This window comes from Candidatus Devosia phytovorans, from assembly GCA_029202405.1.
GTDB classification, from domain to species: Bacteria; Pseudomonadota; Alphaproteobacteria; order Rhizobiales; family Devosiaceae; genus Devosia; species Devosia phytovorans.
In genome coordinates, this window is record CP119312.1 from 208,854 (window position 1) to 227,478 (window position 18,625).

The following is an 18,625-nucleotide window of genomic DNA, read 5'->3' on the forward strand; positions in this document are numbered from 1 at the left end:
CCGGCCATTCACCATGCCAACAACGCCCAATGTGTTATTTGGTTCAAGCTGGCCCAATTTGTGGCGGCAGCGCCGAATTCGTGCGGGTCAGAGCAGTCAACGCTTCGACAAGCGGCAGGGTTAAGAAATCGAGTCCTGTTAACCTGCAATTAATCTCTGCGCGGTAACCTTAAAACATTCAGATGTTTCTGGATTTGCAGAGCGGTTTCTCCCTCTGTTTGACGCCTCCCTGTTGACTTCGAGAGCGGTATCACTACCGCTCTTTTTTCTTTTCAGGCGTCGTTCGGCCTTTGTATGGCCCTGATGTTAAAGCTCTTTTCAGTCTGATCAGGCCCAATGCATGACGGTATCGCCGTTTGCGCCTATATTCGAGCGAAAGAGGAGCACGCCTTGAGCGACGTCAACAATACAGCCATTGCCATTGGTCCGCGCATTGTCGCCTCGGGTGGTTTCGACGTGCTCTATCGTGAAGGCATGGGCCTGATCGAGGGCGTGGCGAGCTATCTCGACAGCGATGGACGCGCCGATAGCCGCATCCTGTCGCGCGAAGCCTCCTTCCTCTATGCCACCGAAAGCATGCGCCTCACCACGCGGCTGATGCAGCTCGCCTCATGGCTCCTGCTGCAGCGGGCGGTCAACGAGGGCGAGATCACCAAGGAAAGCGCGCGCTCGGAAAAGGAGAAGGTCAAATTCTCCGCCACGCCATCCGAACGGGGCGGGCCGGGCTATGATCAGCTGCCGCAGACCCTGCGCGACTATATCGACAAGGGCGACCGCCTGTTCGATCGGGTGATGCAGTTCGATACGCTGGAACGCGGCAAGATGCCCGAACTCGATCCCGGCACCGCCAATTCCATCGCCGATCAGCTGGCCCGGCTGAAAGCCGCCTTCGGCCGCAGCTAAAGCTGGCCAATCTGCCGCAGCTTTTTTGGCGTACCTGACCTCGTAAATCAACCCCGGCCATCTTATATCGTGACTTTACGATAAAGGATGTCTGTCATGGTAGCGCTGTCTGTTCTCGATCTCGTGCGGGTCAACCAGGGATCGGGACCGAAAGTGGCGCTGGACAATGCGCGCGACATGGCGGGCCATGCCGAGCGTTTCGGCTATACGCGTTACTGGGTGGCCGAGCATCACAACATGCCGGGCATTGCCAGTGCAGCCACCTCGGTGGCCATCGCCCATATCGCCGCCGGCACATCGACGATCCGCGTCGGCGCGGGCGGCATCATGCTGCCCAATCATGCCCCCTATATCATCGCCGAACAGTTCGGCACGCTGGCGCAGCTCTATCCCGGCCGCATCGACCTCGGTCTGGGCCGGGCGCCCGGCACCGACCAGATGACCGTGCGCGCCCTGCGCCGGGCTCCGGACAATTCGGATAATTTCCCGCAGGATGTTCTCGAATTGCAGGCCTATTTCGCACCCGCCGAAATCGGTCAGCGCCTGCAGGCCGTGCCCGCTGCCGGCACCAATGTGCCGCTGTGGATCCTGGGCTCCAGCACCTTTGGGGCCCAGCTGGCGGCCGAGCTTGGCTTGCCCTATGCCTTCGCGTCGCATTTCGCGCCCGATGCGCTGATGGCGGCCATCGAAATCTATCGCGCCCGCTTCAAGCCATCCGAGCAGCTTGCCTCGCCCCATGTCATGATCGGCGTCAATATCATCGCCGCCGAGACCGATGCCGAGGCGCAGCGCCTGGCAACGACCCAGCAGATGTCCTTTGCCAACATTTTCCGCGGCGCGCGCGGGCTCAGCCAGCCGCCGATCGACAATATCGACGACTATTGGTCACCCATGGAAAAGGCCCAGGCGGCGCGCATGCTGGGCTATTCCATTTATGGGTCGCCAGACACCGTACGCGAGGGCATTGCAAACATCATCGCGCAGACCGGGGCCGACGAACTCATGGTGGTGTCCGATGTCTTCGACCACGCCAAGCGCATCCGCTCCTTCGAGATCATCGCGGAAAGCCTTTAGGTCACGCGCCAAGCCCTCTTTTCCTCTCCCGCCTGCGGGAGAGGAATGCCCGTCCGAGGCACCGGTGCCGATCTTGTCCCGCCAGCAGGCGCTCAATCCCCGCTCCAGGTGCTGGATTTCTTCTTTCGTCCCAACTTGTTACGAACGCGTCGCAAAACTTCTCCCCGTGCCGCGCCCAGGCGCGATAATCCGTCATGGAGAAGCACATGGCCTATATCATTTCCTTTGAGCGGGTCCTCGAGCACGAACGCCTGATGACCCGCCTGACCGACCTGCGGACCGAGGCCAAAACGGCCTCCAAACATGCGCGTGCCGATACCGCCAGCCCGGTGCTGGTGCTGGTTGCTGCCCGCCTGCTCGATGACATCCATCGCCTGATTTCGCGCGAGCCCGGCGCAAGGGCGCTGCAGCGTATCCATCCAGGCCACCCGCCTCGCAACGAGGCGCTGGTCACCCTGCTGCATGACGCGCGGCTGGCGCTCGATCTGTTTGAATGGAACCATCGCGCCCACGACGACATGCATGACGATGACGACTGGATCACCCTGGAATCCATCCAGTCGTAGGATGCAGGCAGGCTGGTTCCGACAGTTCAGCCCGAGGACATCTCTCTGGCGTGAAACGATAAAATTCTCGTCTCGAGATAGTTTTCCCCGCCCCTTGGCCCTGCTGCATACTGATCACGTTCCCGTCGTCACACACGCGGTGCCGACGAAGCATCGGGCGGGGATGAACTGGCAGCCGGGGTCGCCCGGCACCTGTGTACTGCTGACCACCGGCGCCCTGGTAGCGCCGCTCGATGCAGGCGCAGGAAAAACCGGATCGTGGGAAGCGGCTCTAGCCTCTTCATTAAAAATATACTGGGGACCGTAAGGCCCCCGAGGTGAAAAGCCGCTTCCCGCACCGTGCACCGCGACGCCAATTGGCTGAACGGCGAATTGGCACGCCCAAAGAAGCACCGGACCTCGGATTGACGACCCAGGGTCGGGTGCTTCGAGGCGTCCAGGGGGTGATGCCCAGACCAAATAAAAAGCCCGGCGCGAGGGCCGGGCTTTTCGAAATTCTTTCGGGTGACCTTAGAGGCCGAGACCCTTGAAGCGCTCCTTGAAGCGCGAGACGCGGCCGCCGCGGTCGAGCAGCTGGCCCGTGCCACCGGTCCAGGCCGGGTGGGTCTTGGAGTCGATGTCGAGCTGCAGCGTGTCGCCTGCCTTGCCGTAGGTCGAACGGGTCTCGTACTTGGTGCCGTCGGTCATGACCACAGTGATCATGTGGTAGTCCGGATGGGTGTCAGCCTTCATCTCTATCGCCTCAAATCAAACGGGCGCCACGGCGCCCGGAGAGCATCTAAAACTTCTGTTGGCGGCTTCATACAGAAGGCTTGGGGAATCTGCAAGCCTATGGGCGCGGCAAATTCACACCGGACAAAGCGGTTGCCGCTCTCCGCCCCAACGCCTATATCGGGGCCTCATTGCGGTCCGGCCCCGGATCGGATCCCAAGCATGGTGGCATGACCAAGCTATGACAGACCAGACCGTTTCGGTTCAGGCTGACCCCGAAAAGCTCACTTCCTCGACGGCGGTCAATCCCAGGCAGCTCCAGCCGCTGCGCAAGTTGCTGCCATTCCTTTTGCGCTATCCGTGGCGGCTCGGCCTCACCGTGCTGTTCCTGCTCGTCTCCTCCATTACCTCGCTGGCCATTCCGGCGCTCCTGGGTGGGGCGATCGACGAGGGCTTTGTCACGCAAAACCTCGACAATGTCGGGCGCTATGGCTGGATCATCATTTCCGTCGCCTTCTTCATGGCCATTGCCAGCGGCGCGCGCTTCTATTTCATCTCCGGCGTTGGCGAGCGTGTGCTGGCCGACCTGCGCCAGGCGGTGTTCGCACATCTGCTCAAGCTCGACGTCCGCTATTTCGACACCCATCGCGTCGGCGAGCTGACCAGCCGTCTCAATGGCGACGTGGCGGTGATCCGTGGCGCGGTCGGTTCGAGCTTCTCGCTCGCCCTGCGCTCGGTCGTCACCATCACCGGCGCGCTGATCATGATGCTGCTGACCAGCCCGACGCTGACCCTGGCGGTGATCATCGCCGTGCCGGCGATTCTTTTGCCGGTTGTCAGTTTCGCCCGGCGCCTGCGCGGCATGTCGCGCAAGACCCAGGATGCCCTGGCCGACCTTTCCGCCATGGCGACCGAAATGCTGGGCGCGACGCGGACGCTCAAGAGCTTCACCCAGGAAAAGGGTCAGGCTGCCATTTACGACGGGCATAGCGAGGACAGCTATCGCGCCGAAGTGCGGCGCCTGATGGCCCGCTCCGTCCTCGTTGCCATGGTCATCTTCCTCGGCACTTGTGCGCTGGTTTTCCTCGTCTGGTGGGGTGCCCGATCGGTGTTCGAGGGCACGGTGACCACCGGCCAGCTGGCACAGTTCCTCGTCTATGCGCTGATGGCCTCGGGCGCCCTGACCAATGTCAGCGAAGTGCTGGGCACTCTGCAGTCGGTGGCCGGTGCCACCGAACGGCTGACGGAAATTCTCGATACCGAAGCGACCATCGTCGAGCCGGCGCAGCCCAAGGTGCTGCCGCAGCCGGCGCTGGGCACCGTGGCGTTTCAGAATGTCGATTTCTCCTATGACGGCAGCGAACCGGTGCTGCATGGGCTCAACTTCACCGTCGCCAAGGGCGAGACGGTGGCGCTGGTCGGGCCGTCCGGCTCGGGCAAGTCGACGACGCTGTCGCTGCTGCAGCGCTTCTACGATGTCACAGGCGGCGCCATTGTCGTCGATGGGCTCGACATCCGCGACGTCCGCCTCGAAGACCTGCGGCACCGCTTTGCCTATGTCGAGCAGGAGCCGGTGATCTTTGCCGGCTCGATCGCCGACAATATCCGCTTCGGCAAGCCCGGTGCGAGCGACGCCGATGTCGAAACCGCGGCCCGCGCTGCACTGGTGCATGATTTCGTCGTCGATCTGCCCAAGGGCTACGAGACGCTGGTGGGCGAGCGCGGCGTCATGCTGTCGGGCGGGCAGAAGCAGCGCCTCGCCATTGCCCGCGCCATCCTCAAGAATGCGCCAATCCTCTTGCTCGACGAAGCCACCTCGGCGCTCGACGCGCAGAGCGAACGCCTGGTGCAGACCGCGCTGGAGCATCTGATGGCGGGCCGCACCACGCTGGTCATCGCCCATCGCCTCGCCACCATCCGCGATGCCGACAAGATCCTCGTGCTCGACGGCGGCCAGATCATCGACCAGGGCACGCATGACGAGCTGGTCACCAAGGGCGGCCGCTATGCCGAACTGGCGAAGCTGCAGTTCCGGATGGACGAGCCGAACTAGCCTTCGGTCAGCTTGAACTCGATACGGCGGTTGCGGCGGTAGGCCTCGTCCGTGGTGCCCGGATCGATCGGGGTGAATTCGCCGAAGCCGGCAGCGACGAGCCGGCTCGGGGCTACACCCTTGCTGACCAGATATTGCGCCACCGAAATGGCGCGGGCTGCCGAGAGCTCCCAGTTTGACGGGAAGCGGGCGTTGGAAATCGGCCGCACGTCGGTATGACCGTCGATGCGCAGCACCCAGTTGATGTCGGGCGGGATTTCCTGCTCGAGCTGCAGGATGGCGTCGGCCAGGGCATCGAGGTCGGGCGTGCCTTCCGTGGAAATATCGGCCTGGCCCGGATCGAACAGCACTTCGGACTGGAAGACGAAACGGTCGCCGACCACGCGCACATCGGCGCGGCCTTCGAGGATTTCCCGCAGGCGACCGAAGAAGTCGGACCGATAGCGGCTGAGGTCCTGCACACGCTGGGCCAGCGCCAGGTTGAGGCGGCGGCCGAGGTCGGCGATCTGGGTGCGCGATTCCGTGTCGCGGGATTCCGAGGCTTCGAGCGCGGCTTCCAGCGCGCCGATCTGGGTGCGCAGCGCGGCGAGTTGCTGGTTGAGCAGCGCCACCTGGGCATTGGCCTCGTCGGAGAGTTCCTGGGCGCTCAGCAGGTCATCCTGCAACCCGGCGATGGTCGCGTCCTGCGCGCCAATGCCATCGCCGATCCCGGCCAGTTCGCTGCTGAGCGAAGCATTTTCCGCCTGCGCGCTACCCAGGGTGGCAGTGAGCGTGGCGATCTGGGACGTCAGATCATCGGAATTGGCCCGTTCGAGCTGCAGCAGGTCGGTCAGTTCGGCGATCTGGCTGTTGAGCCGCGATAGCGCAGTGTCACGGCCCTGCAGTTCCTGTCCCAAGAAGAACTGGGTCAGCATGAAGAGCGACAGCATGAAGATGATGACGAGCAGAAGGCTCGACAGGGCGTCGACAAAGCCGGGCCAGTAGTTGGCTTCCTGCCTGCGGCGGGAACGGGCTCCCGGCATGGCTTAGTTCCGCCGCTCGTTGTCGCCCTGCGACAGCACGGCCTCGATCAGTTCGCGCAGCTTCTTGTTGGTCTCGCCCTGCTCGTTGATATGCTTGCGCAGATCGTCCTGTTCGATGCGGATATGCTTGACCAGGCCATCGATACCGCGGGCCAGTTCGGCCATGGCCCGGATGGCATTCTGGCTGGAATCGCGGTTCTGCATGCTGTCGCCGAGCTTGTCGAACATGGCCTGCATTTCCGGCCCGCCGGCATTGGCCTGCATGGCGCTGACCGGGTGGTCGAGCTCGGTCATGGAGGTCATCCAGTCTTCGAGATCGGTATAGAAGGCGTTCTGCGCCTGGCTGGTCTGGAGATCGAGGAAGCCCAGGACGAGCGAACCGGCAAGGCCGAAGAGCGAGGACGAGAAGGCTGTGCCCATGCCGCCCAGGGGTGCCGCAAGGCCTTCCTGCAGGGTGCTGAACTGGGAAGCCGTATCGCCCGTCGTCGGGTCGAGGGCATTGATCACGCCGGCGACCGAGCTCACGGTTTCGAGCAGGCCGTAAAAGGTGCCCATGAGACCGAGGAAAACCAGCAGGCCCGTGAGATAGCGCGACGTATCCTTGGCTTCATCGAGGCGATTGCCCACGGAATCGAGGATCGAGCGCATGGAGGAGGGCGTGATGACCGCCTCGCCGATGCGTTCGCGCAGGATGCCAGCCACCGGCGCCAGAAGGATGGGCGGGCGGACGTTGGTGGACGTGCCATCCTGCAGGGAATTGACCCATTTGACTTCGGGGAAGAGGCGGATGACCTGGCGGAAGCTGAGGAATATGCCAACGGCCAGGGCCAGGAAAATCATCGAGTTGATGAAGGGATTGGCCCAGAAAAAGGTGATGATCTGCGTGCCCAGGATGGCGGCAACGAGGCCGACCAGAACCAGAAAGATCACGATCTTGATGAGATAAACGGTGGGGCTGGCCAGGTGATAGGGATCGTAGCCTTGCGTCATCTAAGTTCCACCTTGCCCATAGGCGCAAATCACTTGGCCGCAAGACTAGTCAGCGCATGGCAAGGGGGCAATCAGAAAGGTTAATCCAGCCGAAAGGATGCTGGCCGATCACTGGTCGATTGGCAGCAAAAGGCCCCCGCGTGCGACAGACACGCAGAGGCCAAGAGGAATGACGGATGACAGGGCCTATTGGATGCCCTTGAGTTCCTTGAACAGGGCCGCATGCATCTGTTCGTTGCCGGCGATGACCTGGCCGTTCCAGACCGAGCCGGTGGTGCCGGCAAAGTCGGAGACCACGCCGCCGGCTTCCTTGACCATCAGCAGGCCCGGTGCGACGTCCCATGGGGAAAGGCCAGCTTCCCAGATGGCGTCGTAGCGGCCTGAGGCGAGCCAGGCCATGTCCATCGAGATCGAGCCGGAGCGGCGGATGCCGGCGACGGCCGGATTGATATGGGCCAGCTGGCGCAGCTGCAGGCTGTCATTGGACGTGCCCTGGGTCTTGATGCCGGTGCAGACCACGGCATCGGCCAGCGAGCGACGACCTGCGATGCGCAGGCGCTTGCGATCGTTAAGCCAGGTGCCGCCGCCCTTTTCGGCGGTGTAGAGCTCGTCGAGGATCGGGTTGTAGATCACCGAGGCGACGATTTCATTGGCGCGCTCAAGAGCGATGGCCACGGCAAAGAGCGGGATCGAGTGCAGGAAATTGGTGGTGCCGTCGAGTGGGTCGATAATCCAGCGATGCTGGCCATCGGTGCCGGCGACCTCGCCGCCTTCTTCCATCAGGAAGGCATAGGTCGGGCGGGCCTTTTGCAGCTCGGCGAAGACGATCTGCTCGGCGCGGATATCGGCCTTGGAAACGAAGTCGGCCGGTCCCTTGCGCGATACCTGCAGGTTTTCGACTTCGGAAAAGTCCTTGGTCAGCGACTTGCCGGCCTTGATGGCGGCATTGACCATGACATTGAGGATTGCTGAACGTGCCATGGATCAGTCCGCCCGACGCATATAGGTGGCTTCGGCGGTATCGACGACGATGCGTTCGCCGACGGCGATGAAGGGCGGCACCATGACCTTGAGGCCATTGGAAAGGATCGCCGGCTTGAACTGGCTGGAGACGCTCTGGCCCTTCTGAACCGGATCGACTTCGGTCACTTCGAGAATGACATTGGGCGGGAATTTCACGCCAAGCGGGGTCTCTTCGTGCATTTCGAGGGTGATCTTCATGCCGTCCTGCAGGAAGGCAGCGCGATCGCCGAGGAAGTCCTTGGCCAGCTCGACCTGTTCGTAGCTGTCCTGGTCCATGAAGACGAGGTTTTCGCCCTGCTCGTAGAGGAAGGTGAAATCGCGGAATTCGAGATCGACGATCTCGACGGTTTCGGCCGAACGGAAGCGCTCGTTGAGCTTGGTGCCGCCGAGGATGGCCTTCAGCTCGACCTGGGCATAGGCGCCGCCCTTGCCGGGCTTGACGTGGTCGACCTTGACCGCGACCCAGAGACGGTCCTGGTGGTTGACGACATTGCCGGGGCGGATTTCATTGCCGTTTACTTTGGCCATGGATGTGCTGCTCTTTGATGCGCGAACTGCGCGCGAGGGCCATGCGCCGGATGCGTCTGGCCGAAGGTTGATGGGCTTTAAGGGCGTGGCGGGCTTATTGCCCCAGAACGCCCTCTGGTTCAAGGGTCTTGCGCTTCGGCGGCCGGTGCCGTCGGTTCCTCGCCGGCGTCGGTTGGCGCCGGCAGGGCCGTGCCATCGGCCGCTGGCGCCGGCGTCGATGGGATTTCGAACAGCGTCTCGACTTGGGGCGGCGGCGACGGCCAGAAGCGGGCGCGCTCCTCGGCACGCGACAGGCCCTCGGCTGGAATTGAAACCAGGAGGCGATCGAGCGAGGGATCGGACAGGCCCTGACGACGCGACAGGGCGCGCCACATGGCGGCCTCCTCGAGATCGACCGTCACGCCTTCACCGACGGCGAGGAGCTTGGCATAGCGGTTCTGCGCCACGGCATTGCCAGAGTCGGCGGCAATGCCATACCAGCGTGCCGCTTCCTCGACATTCTTGTCCACGCCCTGACCGAGATAGAGCAGGGTGGCATAGTCGACTTGGGCGGCGATAAGATTCTGCTCGGCGGCGAGCTGGATGTAGCGCGCGCCCTCCTTGGGATCGGGCGCCATGCCGGCGCCCTCGATCAGCATGCTGCCATAGTCATATTGGGCCTCGGGCAGTTCGGCGTCGGCGGCTTCCTTCATCAGGCCTGCGGCCGTGACCATGCTGGGCGAGGCATAGACGCCTTCGACATGAAGCAGGGCCATGTTGTATTTGGCCGGGATATAGCCGGCTTCGGCGGACTGGCGGAACAGGTCGGCGGCACGGGCGCGGTTGCGCGGCACCCCGATCCCGTCCTGATAGTAGAGCGCCAGCTCGAACAGGGCCAGGCGGTCGCCATTGTTGGCGGCGAGCTGGTACCAGCCGGCGGCGCGCTGGTCGTTCTGGGCGACGCCCAGACCCTTGGCATAGAGTTCGGCAATCAGCGTCTGGGCCGCGCTATCGCCCTGTTCAGCGCGTGGCAGGGCCAGGTCGAGGGCCGTGAGGAAATAGCCGCGCTGGAAGGCGCCAAAGGCGTAGTCGGCCGGCGCGCGGGGACCGAAAATCTCGTCGGAGATGGTGGTGGCCGCACCGCCATCCTGTTCGACGGTGGTTTCGGCGGGGGCTTCAACGGGCGTTTCCTGGGCGAAGGCCAGTGCTGGCGCGAAAGCGATGACGGTCGAGAGTAGCAGACGACGGATCATGCATCGGTCTCCAGATCGGCGACAATCGCGCGGATGGCTTCGGCAGGCGAAGGCGCGGTCCAGATGCTGTCCGAGAGCGCCAGGAATTCGGAGCCAAGCGCATCGGCTGCGCCGGGTTTGGCCTCCGGCCGGATCAGCACGCCGGGCACTTCAAAGGTTTCGGCCCACCATTGGGCGAGGTCAGGATCGGTAAAGGCCACATAGTCGATGTCCATTTCGCCCGCGGTCATGGCGTCGTGACGAGAGGCGACATTGCCGGCGCCGACAATCATCGACGGCTTCAGCGCAGCCACCGCGTCGGCAAGGTCCTCGGCGCCTGTGGTGATATGGACGCCATCGGCGCCGATCTTTTTGACCAAGGCGACATCATCCTCGACCAGCACAGCGCAGCCGGCGCCCTGGCCGATATTGACGAGCTTGGCGGCCAGTTTGGCATAGGCATCTGGCCCAAGCGTGCCGCGGGTCACCAGCAGCGCTGCAAATTCGGCTTCGCTCAGCACGGTCATCAATGCCTTGGGAAAGGTCTCCAGATCGGCATTGGCTGGGGTGATCAGATAGAGCTGGGGGACCATGGCTTCCGGATACTCGACGCGAAGTGGCTCTTTTGTCTTCCCATTTTGGCGACAAAGAGGAGGTTTAATCCAATAGGCGATGGGTCGGCATGGCGCAAAGAAAATGCGCGCTGCCCGAGGGAAGCGCGCATTGGGGTCATCGAAGGCTTAAAGCGATCAGGCGGCGCGATCGAGTTCGCCGGTCCAGGTGCCCAACGCCGCCAAAGAATTCATGTGAGCGCGGTGGCTGAAGGCGGCCTGGGCCTGGGGGAAGTTCTCGCGGCGGCCGGCCCAGGTGCGCAGAGCGACATTCTGCAGGGCGCGACCATAGGAGAAGGTCATTGGCCAGGGCTTGCCGGCGATCTGGTTCATGGCCGAGAGGTGAGCGGTCGCTTCTTCATCGGTCTGGCCGCCCGAAAGGAAGGCAATGCCGGGAACCGCAGCGGGAACATGTTCGCGCAGCACGGCGACGGTGCGCTTGGCGACTTCCTCAAAGCTCGGGCGTTCACGGGAATTGACGCCGGGTAGGACCATGTTGGGCTTGAGCAGCATGCCCGAGAGGTCGACGCCGGCCAGGCGCAGCTCCTTGAAGACGTTTTCCAGCACTTCGCCGGTGACGCTGGCGCTGCGCTCGAGCGAATGATTGCCCGGATCGCCATCGCCCACCACTTCGGGCTCGACGATCGGCACGATGCCGGCTTCCTGGCAGAGGATGGCATAGCGGGCCAGGGCGTGGGCATTGGCGCGGATATTGTTGCGGGTCGGGGCCACGTCATTGATGGTGATGACGGCGCGCCACTTGGCGAAGCCGGCGCCAAGCGTCGCGTAGCGCTCAAGGCGCTGGCGCAGCCCATCGAGACCTTCGGTGATTTTCTCGCCGCTGTCGCCCGGCATGGGGAAGGCGCCGCGATCGACCTTGATGCCGGGAATGACATCGGCGTCGGCCAGGATCGAACGGAAGGCGGTGCCATCGGCGGCGTGCTGTTCCAGCGTTTCCTCGGTCAGGATGACGCCGGAGATGTAATTGGTCATGGCCTCGGTCGAGCGAAACAGCATTTCGCGATAGTCGCGACGCAGGTCGAGCGAATTGGGCAGGTTGATCTTGGCAAAGCGCTTGGCAATCGTGCCTTCCGATTCATCGGCGGCGAGAATGCCCTTGCCGGGCTCCATCAGTTTCTGGGCAATGGCATTGAGCGACTTCGTCATGTCTAACCTCCTGGGGACCTTGGGCCGGAGATTAGACTTTCGTTATCCGCGCGGCGATTAGACCTGTGGTTATTAGACGAAAGGTGGAGGTGAGCCCTATTTAGGCAGCCTCCAGCCCGGCAATATCCAACTTCTTCATTCCCAACATGGCCTCATTCACGCGTCTGGCGCGAGCCTTGTCGGGATCGCTCAAGAGTTCCAGCAGGCGCCGGGGAACGATCTGCCAGGAGACGCCATACTTGTCCTTGCACCAGCCGCACTGTTCGGCCCTGGGGTCGGTGGTCAGGGCATTCCAGAGCCGGTCGATCTCGGCCTGGTCGTCGCAAAGGATCTGGATCGAGGTGGCTTCGGTGGGCGGAAAGCCCGGACCGCCGTTGATGATGCCGTAGCTGCGGCCGGCCAGTTCCATTTCGACGGTGACCACATCGCCCTGCTTGCCGCCGGGAAAATCCGACATGGCGGGAGCGGTCTCGATGATGCGGCTATCGGGGATCAGCGAGGTGTAGAACCTAGCCTGTTCTTCGGCCTGGAAATTGCTCCAGAGCCAGGTGGATACCTTGTCCATGGTTGTTCCTCCGGCGTGAGCCGGAGAAACGCGCTGGTGGCGAGGCAGTTGCCTCGACTTACTTCTTGAGCGCTTCGACGCCGGGAAGAGGCTTGCCTTCCATCCATTCGAGGAAGGCGCCGCCGGCAGTCGAGACATAGGTGAAGGCGTCCTTGACGCCGGCGTGGGCCAGGGCTGCAACGGTGTCGCCACCGCCGGCCACCGAGGTCAGCTTCCCGTCATGGGTGCGCTTGGCGACATGCTTGGCGATAGCCACCGTGCCGGCATCGAAGGGGTTCATCTCGAAGGCGCCCATCGGGCCATTCCAGACCACGGTATGGGCATCGTCGATGGCGGCATTGATGCGCTCGATGGAGGAGGGGCCAATATCGAGGATCATGCCGTCGGCGTCGATGGCATCGACGCCATAGAGGCGGGTGGGGGTATCGGCCTTGAAATGCCAGGCGACGACGGCGTCGATCGGCAGGATGATGGCGCAATTGGCCTTTTCGGCCTTTTCCATGATGCGGCGGGCGGTGTCGGCGAGGTCCTTTTCGGCCAGCGACTTGCCGACGCCATAGCCCTGCGCGAACAGGAAGGTGTTGGCCATGCCGCCGCCGATGACGAGGCCATCGACCTTGGTGACGAGGTTTTCGAGCAGATCGATCTTGGAAGAGACTTTCGCGCCGCCGACGATGGCAACCACCGGCTTCTTGGGCTTGCCGAGGCCGGCCTCGAGCGCTTCGAGTTCGGCCTGCATGGCAAGGCCTGCGGCGGCGGGCAGCAGCTTGGCAATCGCCTCGGTCGAGGCATGGGCGCGGTGAGCAGCCGAAAAGGCGTCGTTGACATAGACGTCGCCAAGGCTGGCCATGCGCTGGGCCAGTTCGACGTCATTGGCTTCTTCGCCCGGATGGAAGCGGGTGTTTTCAAGGATCAGCACGGAGCCGGCAGGGGCGGAATCGATGGCGGCCTGGGCTTCGCTGACATCGGTCCAGTCGGTGGCGACGAAACCGACCGGGTGGCCCGTTTCATTGGCGACGGCAGCGCAGACCTGTTCGAGCGAGAACTCGGGGTCGACCTTGCCCTTGGGGCGGCCGAAATGGCTCAGCAACACGACCTTGGCATCGTGCTTGACGATCTCGCGAATGGTGGGAACGAGGCGCTCGATGCGCGTGGCATCGGTGACCTTGCCATCCGCGACCGGCACGTTGAGATCGGCCCGAAGCAGCACGCGCTTGTTCTTGAGGTCGAGCTCATCGAGGGTCTTGAAGGTCGCGGACATGCTGGTCTCCGAGGTCACTAACTGGTGCGCGAGGCGTAGCAGACCACGGGGCGGGGCGGAAGCGGCTGTTGCAAAATACTGGACGCTCAGGGACCGAGCAGCGCTGTCCGCAGCGCGGTGCCGGCGATGAAAAAGGGCAGGCCGGCCAGCGTGAAGCAAAGCAGCCGCGCCATGTCGTCGACGAGGACATGCCGGGCAAAGCCGTCGCTGGGCCAGGCGAACAGACCGACCCGGCGACGTATCTGGCGGTCATGAACAAGAATGAGCAAGGCTGTCGTGGTCGGTGGCAAGGCCAGAAGGAGCGGCTGACCCATCAGGCCGATGGCGCCGGACAGGGCCGGGAGAGCCAGGAGAATACGCCGCATGACATGGAACATCGCTGTTGCCCCGCCTGAAACCACGATCTGGGTAAGCTGATTTGGTGACCGGGCGATGACAATCTGTCCAATCAGGCCAACGTGAAGAGGCCCGGATAGTCGACGACCAGCATGTCGGCATCGACGGTCAGCTCCACCTCGAAATCGGCCGACTGGAAGCGGAAACGGGTGTTGTCGAGCCGGGTGTAGATCTGTTCGCTGCGCTTGACCGTCATGTCATCGGCATTGATCCAGGCCATGGCGAAGCGCTGGGGCTCGCCAATGGTCCATTGGCAGCGCCAGAAGGGGAGGGAATTGGTCAGGGGCGTCGGCCAGATGTCGATGTCCATGCAGGCGCGCAGGGCGTCGAGCGGTGCAGCGCGGTCGTCGGACCAGTTGCCGGCGCCATCGGAGAAAAGCTCCAGCACTGCGCCATCGGTGCGTTCGAGCCGCACCGTGCGGACGCGTTCGCTGTCGTCGAGCTTGATGCGGTAGAAGAGGCCATAGTCCGGCGTGACGATGGTGCCGCGGATACGGGTGTCACGCTCTGTGGAGATGACGTGGCAATGCTCGATACTGGCTGGATCGAGGCCGCGCCAGCGGATGGACCGATCAAGACTCATGTGGCGCTCCCGGGCCCGAATAGCCGCAATATGGCCTATCGGTTTGATCTGACAAGCCGTTGTCAGCGCGGCGGGAGCAAGCCATCGCGAATGCGCTCGAAGACCGGCAGCGCCGGCCAGATACCGTCAGCTGTGGCCGTGCAGGTCAGCACGGTGCGACCCTTGGGTGTTTCCATCATCGTCATCACGAGACGCGCATTTTCAGCGCCTGGGCCGATCTTGGGTGTGGTGACGAACTGCACGCCGACGATGCCGGCATGTTTGAAATTCTCCACGGAGTCGATCTCCATCAACGGCTCGAAGGTGGCGGCAACCTGCCAAACCCAGTTGTCGTCACTTGCCAAGGCGTTGATTTGCTTTTGCCGCAGGCCCTGGTTGGCAGGGATGCGCTGAAATCCGGCTTGGCAGACATAGGGATTGGTGTCGGCCGGGGCCGGATCGCCCGAGGCCGGGTTGATGCCGACGAGGATATCGTACTGCGGCTGCTGTGGCACGTCGGGATCGACAATGAAGTCATCGGGAAGCTCGACCGCGAAGCCGGTTTCGGGATGTTCGAAAGCCTGCGTGGGGCCGGCTGCGAGAGCGAGGATCAAAAGGGCAAGACGAGGCAATGGCTTCATGGAAATCTCCTGAAGGCGACATCTATGCCGTGAGTCTGGACAAGACTGTGACGAAAACAAAAGGCCCGTCGCAAGCGACGGGCCTCGAAGGCTTGGTGAGGTCGAAAGCCTCAGAGAGTTTTGCCCAGCGCGACGGCCGTATCGGCCATGCGGTTGGAGAAGCCCCATTCATTGTCGTACCAGGAGAGGACCGAGACGAAATTGCCGTCCATGACCTTGGTCTGGTCGAGCGCCATGGTGGAGGAATGGCTGTCGTGGTTGAAGTCGATCGAGACGTTGGGCTGGGTGGTGTAACCCAGCACACCCTTGAGCTCGCCGTCGGCATACTTCTTGACTGCGGCATTGATCTCGTCGGCGGTCACATTGCGCTTGGCGATGAACTTGAAGTCGACGCAGGAGACATTCGGCGTGGGCACACGGATGGAAATGCCGTCCAACTTGCCCTTGAGCTCGGGCAGCACGAGGCCGATGGCCTTGGCAGCGCCGGTCGAGGTCGGGATCTGGCTGAGGGCAGCCGCGCGGCCGCGATAGAGATCCTTGTGCATGGTGTCGAGCGTCGGCTGGTCACCGGTATAGGAATGGATGGTGGTCATCATTCCCTTTTCGATGCCGAGTTCCTTGTGCAGGACATAGGCCAGCGGTGCCAGGCAATTGGTGGTGCAAGAGGCGTTGGAGACCACGACGTGGTCCTTGCTCAGTTGGGCATGGTTGATGCCATAGACCACGGTCAGGTCTGCGCCATCGCCGGGGGCCGAGATCAGCACCTTCTTGGCGCCAGCCTTGAGATGAGCCGAAGCCTTTTCCTTGCTGGTGAAGATGCCGGTGCATTCGAGCGCGATGTCGATGTTCATGGCGGCATGCGGCAGCTCGGCGGGATCGCGCACGGCGGTCACCTTGATCGGGCCACGACCCACGTCGATGGTGTCGCCATCCACCGTCACGGTGCCGTTGAAGCGGCCATGCACGCTGTCGAAACGGAAGAGATGGGCATTGGTCTCGACCGGACCAAGATCGTTGATCGCAACGACTTCGATATCGGTGCGGCCGGATTCGATGATGGCGCGCAGGACGTTGCGGCCGATACGGCCAAAGCCGTTGATGGCGACGCGAATTGCCATAGTAGACGCTCCTAAAAGGGAGTTAGGACAGGGAGGGCGATGCCCTCTTACAACTGTGCGGTGACGGCTTCAACAACGGCCTTAGCCGTAATGCCAAAGTGGGCATAGAGTGCGTCAATCGGCCCCGAGGCGCCGAAGGAATGCATGCCGACGAAGCGACCCTTGTCACCCAGCAGCTTGCTCCAGCTCATCTCGATACCGGCTTCGATGGCGACGCGCACCTTGGCATTGCCATAGAGCTCTGTCTTGTAGGCATCGGACTGCTTGGCCAGCAGTTCCATGGATGGCACTGAGACGACCTTGGCGGCAATACCCTGATCCTTGAGCGTATTCAGCGCCTCGACGGCGATGGCCACTTCCGAACCGGTGGCAAAGATCACGACATCTGCCGAGGCATCGCCGGCGATGACATAGGCGCCCTTGGCCGAGAGATTTTCCGGCGTGTATTCGGTGCGCAGGGCCGGCAGGTTCTGGCGGCTGAGCGCCAGGATCGACGGTGCGGTGGTGGATTCCAGCGCCAGCTGCCAGCATTCGAGCGCCTCGACGGCGTCGGCCGGGCGGAAGACCAGCAGATTGGGAATGGCACGCAGGGCGGTCAGGTGTTCCACCGGCTGGTGGGTCGGACCGTCTTCGCCCAGACCGATCGAGTCATGGGTCATGACATAGATGGCGCGCTGTTCCATCAGCGCCGCGAGGCGGATCGAGGGGCGGGCATAGTCGGTAAAGACCATGAAGGTGCCGCCATAGGGGATGAGACCGCCATGCAGCGCCACGCCATTCATGGCCGCGGCCATTTCATGCTCGCGGATGCCATACATCATGTAGCGGCCGGAATAGTTGTCGGCCTGGAAGGGCACCATTTCCTTGGTGTTGGTCAGGTTCGAATGCGTCAGGTCGGCCGAGCCGCCAAGGGTCTCGGGCAGAACAGCATTGATGACGTCGAGCGCCATCTGGCTGGACTTGCGGGTCGCGACCTTGGGCTTGTCCTCGACGAGCTTCTTCTTGAACACGTCGATCGCGGACTTGAAGTCGACCGGCAGGTCACCCTGCATGCGGCGCTCGAACTCGGCCTTGTCGGCATGGGCGGCCAGACGGGACTGCCACTCGCCACGGATGTTCTGGCTGCGGGTGCCGGCAGCGCGCCAGGTGGCGAGAGTTTCGGCCGGGATTTCGAAGGCCGGATAGGTGATGCCGAGCGCAGCCTTGGCGCCGGCGAGTTCCTCGGCGCCGAGCGGCGCGCCATGCACCTTTTCCGTGCCGGCCTTCTTGGGGGCGCCGAAGCCGATGGTGGTCTTGGCGGCGATCAGGGTCGGCTTGTCGGACTTCTTGGCGTCGAGCAGGGCCTTTTCGATGGCGTCCTGGTCATGGCCGTCGATCTCGATGGTGTTCCACTGCACAGCCTTGAAGCGGGCGATCTGGTCGGTGGAATCCGAGTTGGAAACGGCGCCGTCGATGGTGATGGAGTTGTTGTCCCAGATCACGGTCAGCTTGTTGAGCTTGAGGTGACCGGCCAAAGCGATGGCTTCCTGGGAAATGCCTTCCATGAGGCAGCCGTCGCCGGCCAGCACCCAGGTGTGATGATCGACGATGTCGGCGCCGAATTCGGCATTGAGCTTGGCTTCGGCAACGGCGAAACCAACCGAATTGGCGAGGCCCTGGCCGAGCGGGCCGGTGGTGGTCTCGATGCCCTGGGCGAAGTGGTATTCGGGGTGGCCGGCGGTCTTGGAACCGAGCTGGCGGAAGTTCTTGACGTCCTCGATGCCCATGTCGGGGTAACCGAGCAGGTAAAGGCTGGAATAGAGCAGCATGGAGCCGTGGCCGGCCGAGAGAATGAAACGGTCGCGGTCAGCCCATTTGCTGTCGGCGGGATCGAACTTCATCACCTTGGTGAACAGCACGGTCGCAATGTCCGCGCAACCCATGGGCAGGCCGGGGTGACCGGAATTGGCCTTTTCGACCGCGTCCATGGACAGGGAGCGGATCGCATTGGCCAAGTCGTTCTGCTGGGCGGTGTTCGTCATTGCTCTTGCGCTTTCATCAGGTCTGAAATCTGGGGGAAAGAGGCGCAGAGCCTCCCTCCAGAGGCGGGTTCGAGGCATAACAGGTTCGCCTATCCTGTCAATGACACTGGGCGGCCAAACGGTTCGGCTGCGAGATTGCCGTCTTTGCGCCACATGGCCCTGTTCGGTTGCATTGGCATGGTGGCTGGGGCACGCTGATGCG

General features: G+C 62.9%; 19 protein-coding genes. 4 read left to right on the top strand and 15 right to left on the bottom strand.

Translation table 11 applies throughout. The features are described from left to right. Positions 1–390 precede the first annotated feature (390 nt). From P0Y65_01030 to P0Y65_01040, 3 genes are all read left to right on the top strand, one after another. Entirely contained in the window at positions 391–903 is a 513-nt protein-coding gene (locus P0Y65_01030) for a DUF1465 family protein (GenBank protein WEK04869.1), read from the top strand. Between the two features lie 96 nt (positions 904–999). Beyond that, positions 1,000–1,977, top strand: coding sequence for an LLM class flavin-dependent oxidoreductase (locus P0Y65_01035; GenBank protein WEK04870.1), 978 nt, complete (start codon positions 1,000–1,002; stop codon positions 1,975–1,977). 206 nt (positions 1,978–2,183) lie between these two features. After that, the gene (locus tag P0Y65_01040) at positions 2,184–2,543 is read left to right on the top strand and encodes a hypothetical protein (GenBank protein WEK04871.1); all 360 of its coding nucleotides are present in this window, start codon (positions 2,184–2,186) and stop codon (positions 2,541–2,543) included. A gap of 510 nt (positions 2,544–3,053) precedes the next feature. Here P0Y65_01040 and rpmE read toward each other — a convergent pair. Next, positions 3,054–3,275, bottom strand: coding sequence for a 50S ribosomal protein L31 (rpmE, locus tag P0Y65_01045; GenBank protein ID WEK04872.1), 222 nt, complete (start codon positions 3,273–3,275; stop codon positions 3,054–3,056). Positions 3,276–3,495: 220 nt separating this feature from the next. Between rpmE and P0Y65_01050 the strand changes: the two genes are divergently transcribed. Continuing rightward, a complete protein-coding gene (locus tag P0Y65_01050) occupies positions 3,496–5,307 on the top strand; it encodes an ABC transporter transmembrane domain-containing protein (GenBank protein ID WEK04873.1) in 1,812 nt (603 codons plus the stop codon). On the opposite strand, the gene P0Y65_01055 is transcribed toward P0Y65_01050, so the two are convergent. The 14 genes from P0Y65_01055 to tkt all read right to left on the bottom strand — a co-directional run bounded on the left by P0Y65_01055 (position 5,304) and on the right by tkt (position 18,423). Next, the gene (locus P0Y65_01055; protein WEK04874.1) at positions 5,304–6,329 is read right to left on the bottom strand and encodes a peptidoglycan -binding protein; all 1,026 of its coding nucleotides are present in this window, start codon (positions 6,327–6,329) and stop codon (positions 5,304–5,306) included. The genes P0Y65_01050 and P0Y65_01055 overlap by 4 nt on opposite strands. 3 nt (positions 6,330–6,332) lie before the next feature. Continuing rightward, positions 6,333–7,319, bottom strand: a complete 987-nt coding sequence (locus tag P0Y65_01060) for a flagellar motor protein MotA (GenBank protein WEK04875.1) — start codon at positions 7,317–7,319, stop codon at positions 6,333–6,335. Positions 7,320–7,505: 186 nt separating this feature from the next. Then, positions 7,506–8,300, bottom strand: a complete 795-nt coding sequence (locus tag P0Y65_01065) for an inositol monophosphatase family protein (protein WEK04876.1) — start codon at positions 8,298–8,300, stop codon at positions 7,506–7,508. A gap of 3 nt (positions 8,301–8,303) precedes the next feature. Further along, positions 8,304–8,870: an elongation factor P gene (efp, locus tag P0Y65_01070; protein WEK04877.1), complete on the bottom strand. Its 567-nt coding sequence runs from the start codon at positions 8,868–8,870 to the stop codon at positions 8,304–8,306. Positions 8,871–8,989: 119 nt separating this feature from the next. Next, positions 8,990–10,102, bottom strand: coding sequence for a tetratricopeptide repeat protein (locus P0Y65_01075; GenBank protein ID WEK04878.1), 1,113 nt, complete (start codon positions 10,100–10,102; stop codon positions 8,990–8,992). Further along, a complete protein-coding gene (locus P0Y65_01080) occupies positions 10,099–10,674 on the bottom strand; it encodes a thiamine phosphate synthase (GenBank protein WEK04879.1) in 576 nt (191 codons plus the stop codon). The genes P0Y65_01075 and P0Y65_01080 overlap by 4 nt, the downstream gene beginning before the upstream one ends. 156 nt (positions 10,675–10,830) lie before the next feature. Next, positions 10,831–11,859, bottom strand: a complete 1,029-nt coding sequence (locus tag P0Y65_01085) for a fructose-bisphosphate aldolase class I (protein ID WEK04880.1) — start codon at positions 11,857–11,859, stop codon at positions 10,831–10,833. A 100-nt stretch (positions 11,860–11,959) separates the two neighbouring features. Further along, on the bottom strand, positions 11,960–12,424 hold the full coding sequence (locus P0Y65_01090; GenBank protein WEK04881.1) for a VOC family protein: 465 nt from the start codon (positions 12,422–12,424) through the stop codon (positions 11,960–11,962). 58 nt (positions 12,425–12,482) lie between these two features. Next, the gene (locus P0Y65_01095) at positions 12,483–13,685 is read right to left on the bottom strand and encodes a phosphoglycerate kinase (GenBank protein WEK04882.1); all 1,203 of its coding nucleotides are present in this window, start codon (positions 13,683–13,685) and stop codon (positions 12,483–12,485) included. Positions 13,686–13,771: 86 nt separating this feature from the next. After that, a complete protein-coding gene (locus P0Y65_01100; protein ID WEK04883.1) occupies positions 13,772–14,050 on the bottom strand; it encodes a hypothetical protein in 279 nt (92 codons plus the stop codon). A gap of 83 nt (positions 14,051–14,133) precedes the next feature. After that, on the bottom strand, positions 14,134–14,664 hold the full coding sequence (locus P0Y65_01105) for a putative glycolipid-binding domain-containing protein (GenBank protein WEK04884.1): 531 nt from the start codon (positions 14,662–14,664) through the stop codon (positions 14,134–14,136). Positions 14,665–14,726: 62 nt separating this feature from the next. Further along, positions 14,727–15,284 (bottom strand): hypothetical protein, encoded by a 558-nt coding sequence (locus P0Y65_01110; protein WEK04885.1) that lies wholly within the window; start codon positions 15,282–15,284, stop codon positions 14,727–14,729. 110 nt (positions 15,285–15,394) lie between these two features. Further along, positions 15,395–16,402 (bottom strand): type I glyceraldehyde-3-phosphate dehydrogenase, encoded by a 1,008-nt coding sequence (gap, locus tag P0Y65_01115; protein ID WEK04886.1) that lies wholly within the window; start codon positions 16,400–16,402, stop codon positions 15,395–15,397. Between the two features lie 47 nt (positions 16,403–16,449). Next, positions 16,450–18,423, bottom strand: a complete 1,974-nt coding sequence (gene tkt / locus P0Y65_01120; protein ID WEK04887.1) for a transketolase — start codon at positions 18,421–18,423, stop codon at positions 16,450–16,452. Positions 18,424–18,625: the final 202 nt, after the last annotated feature.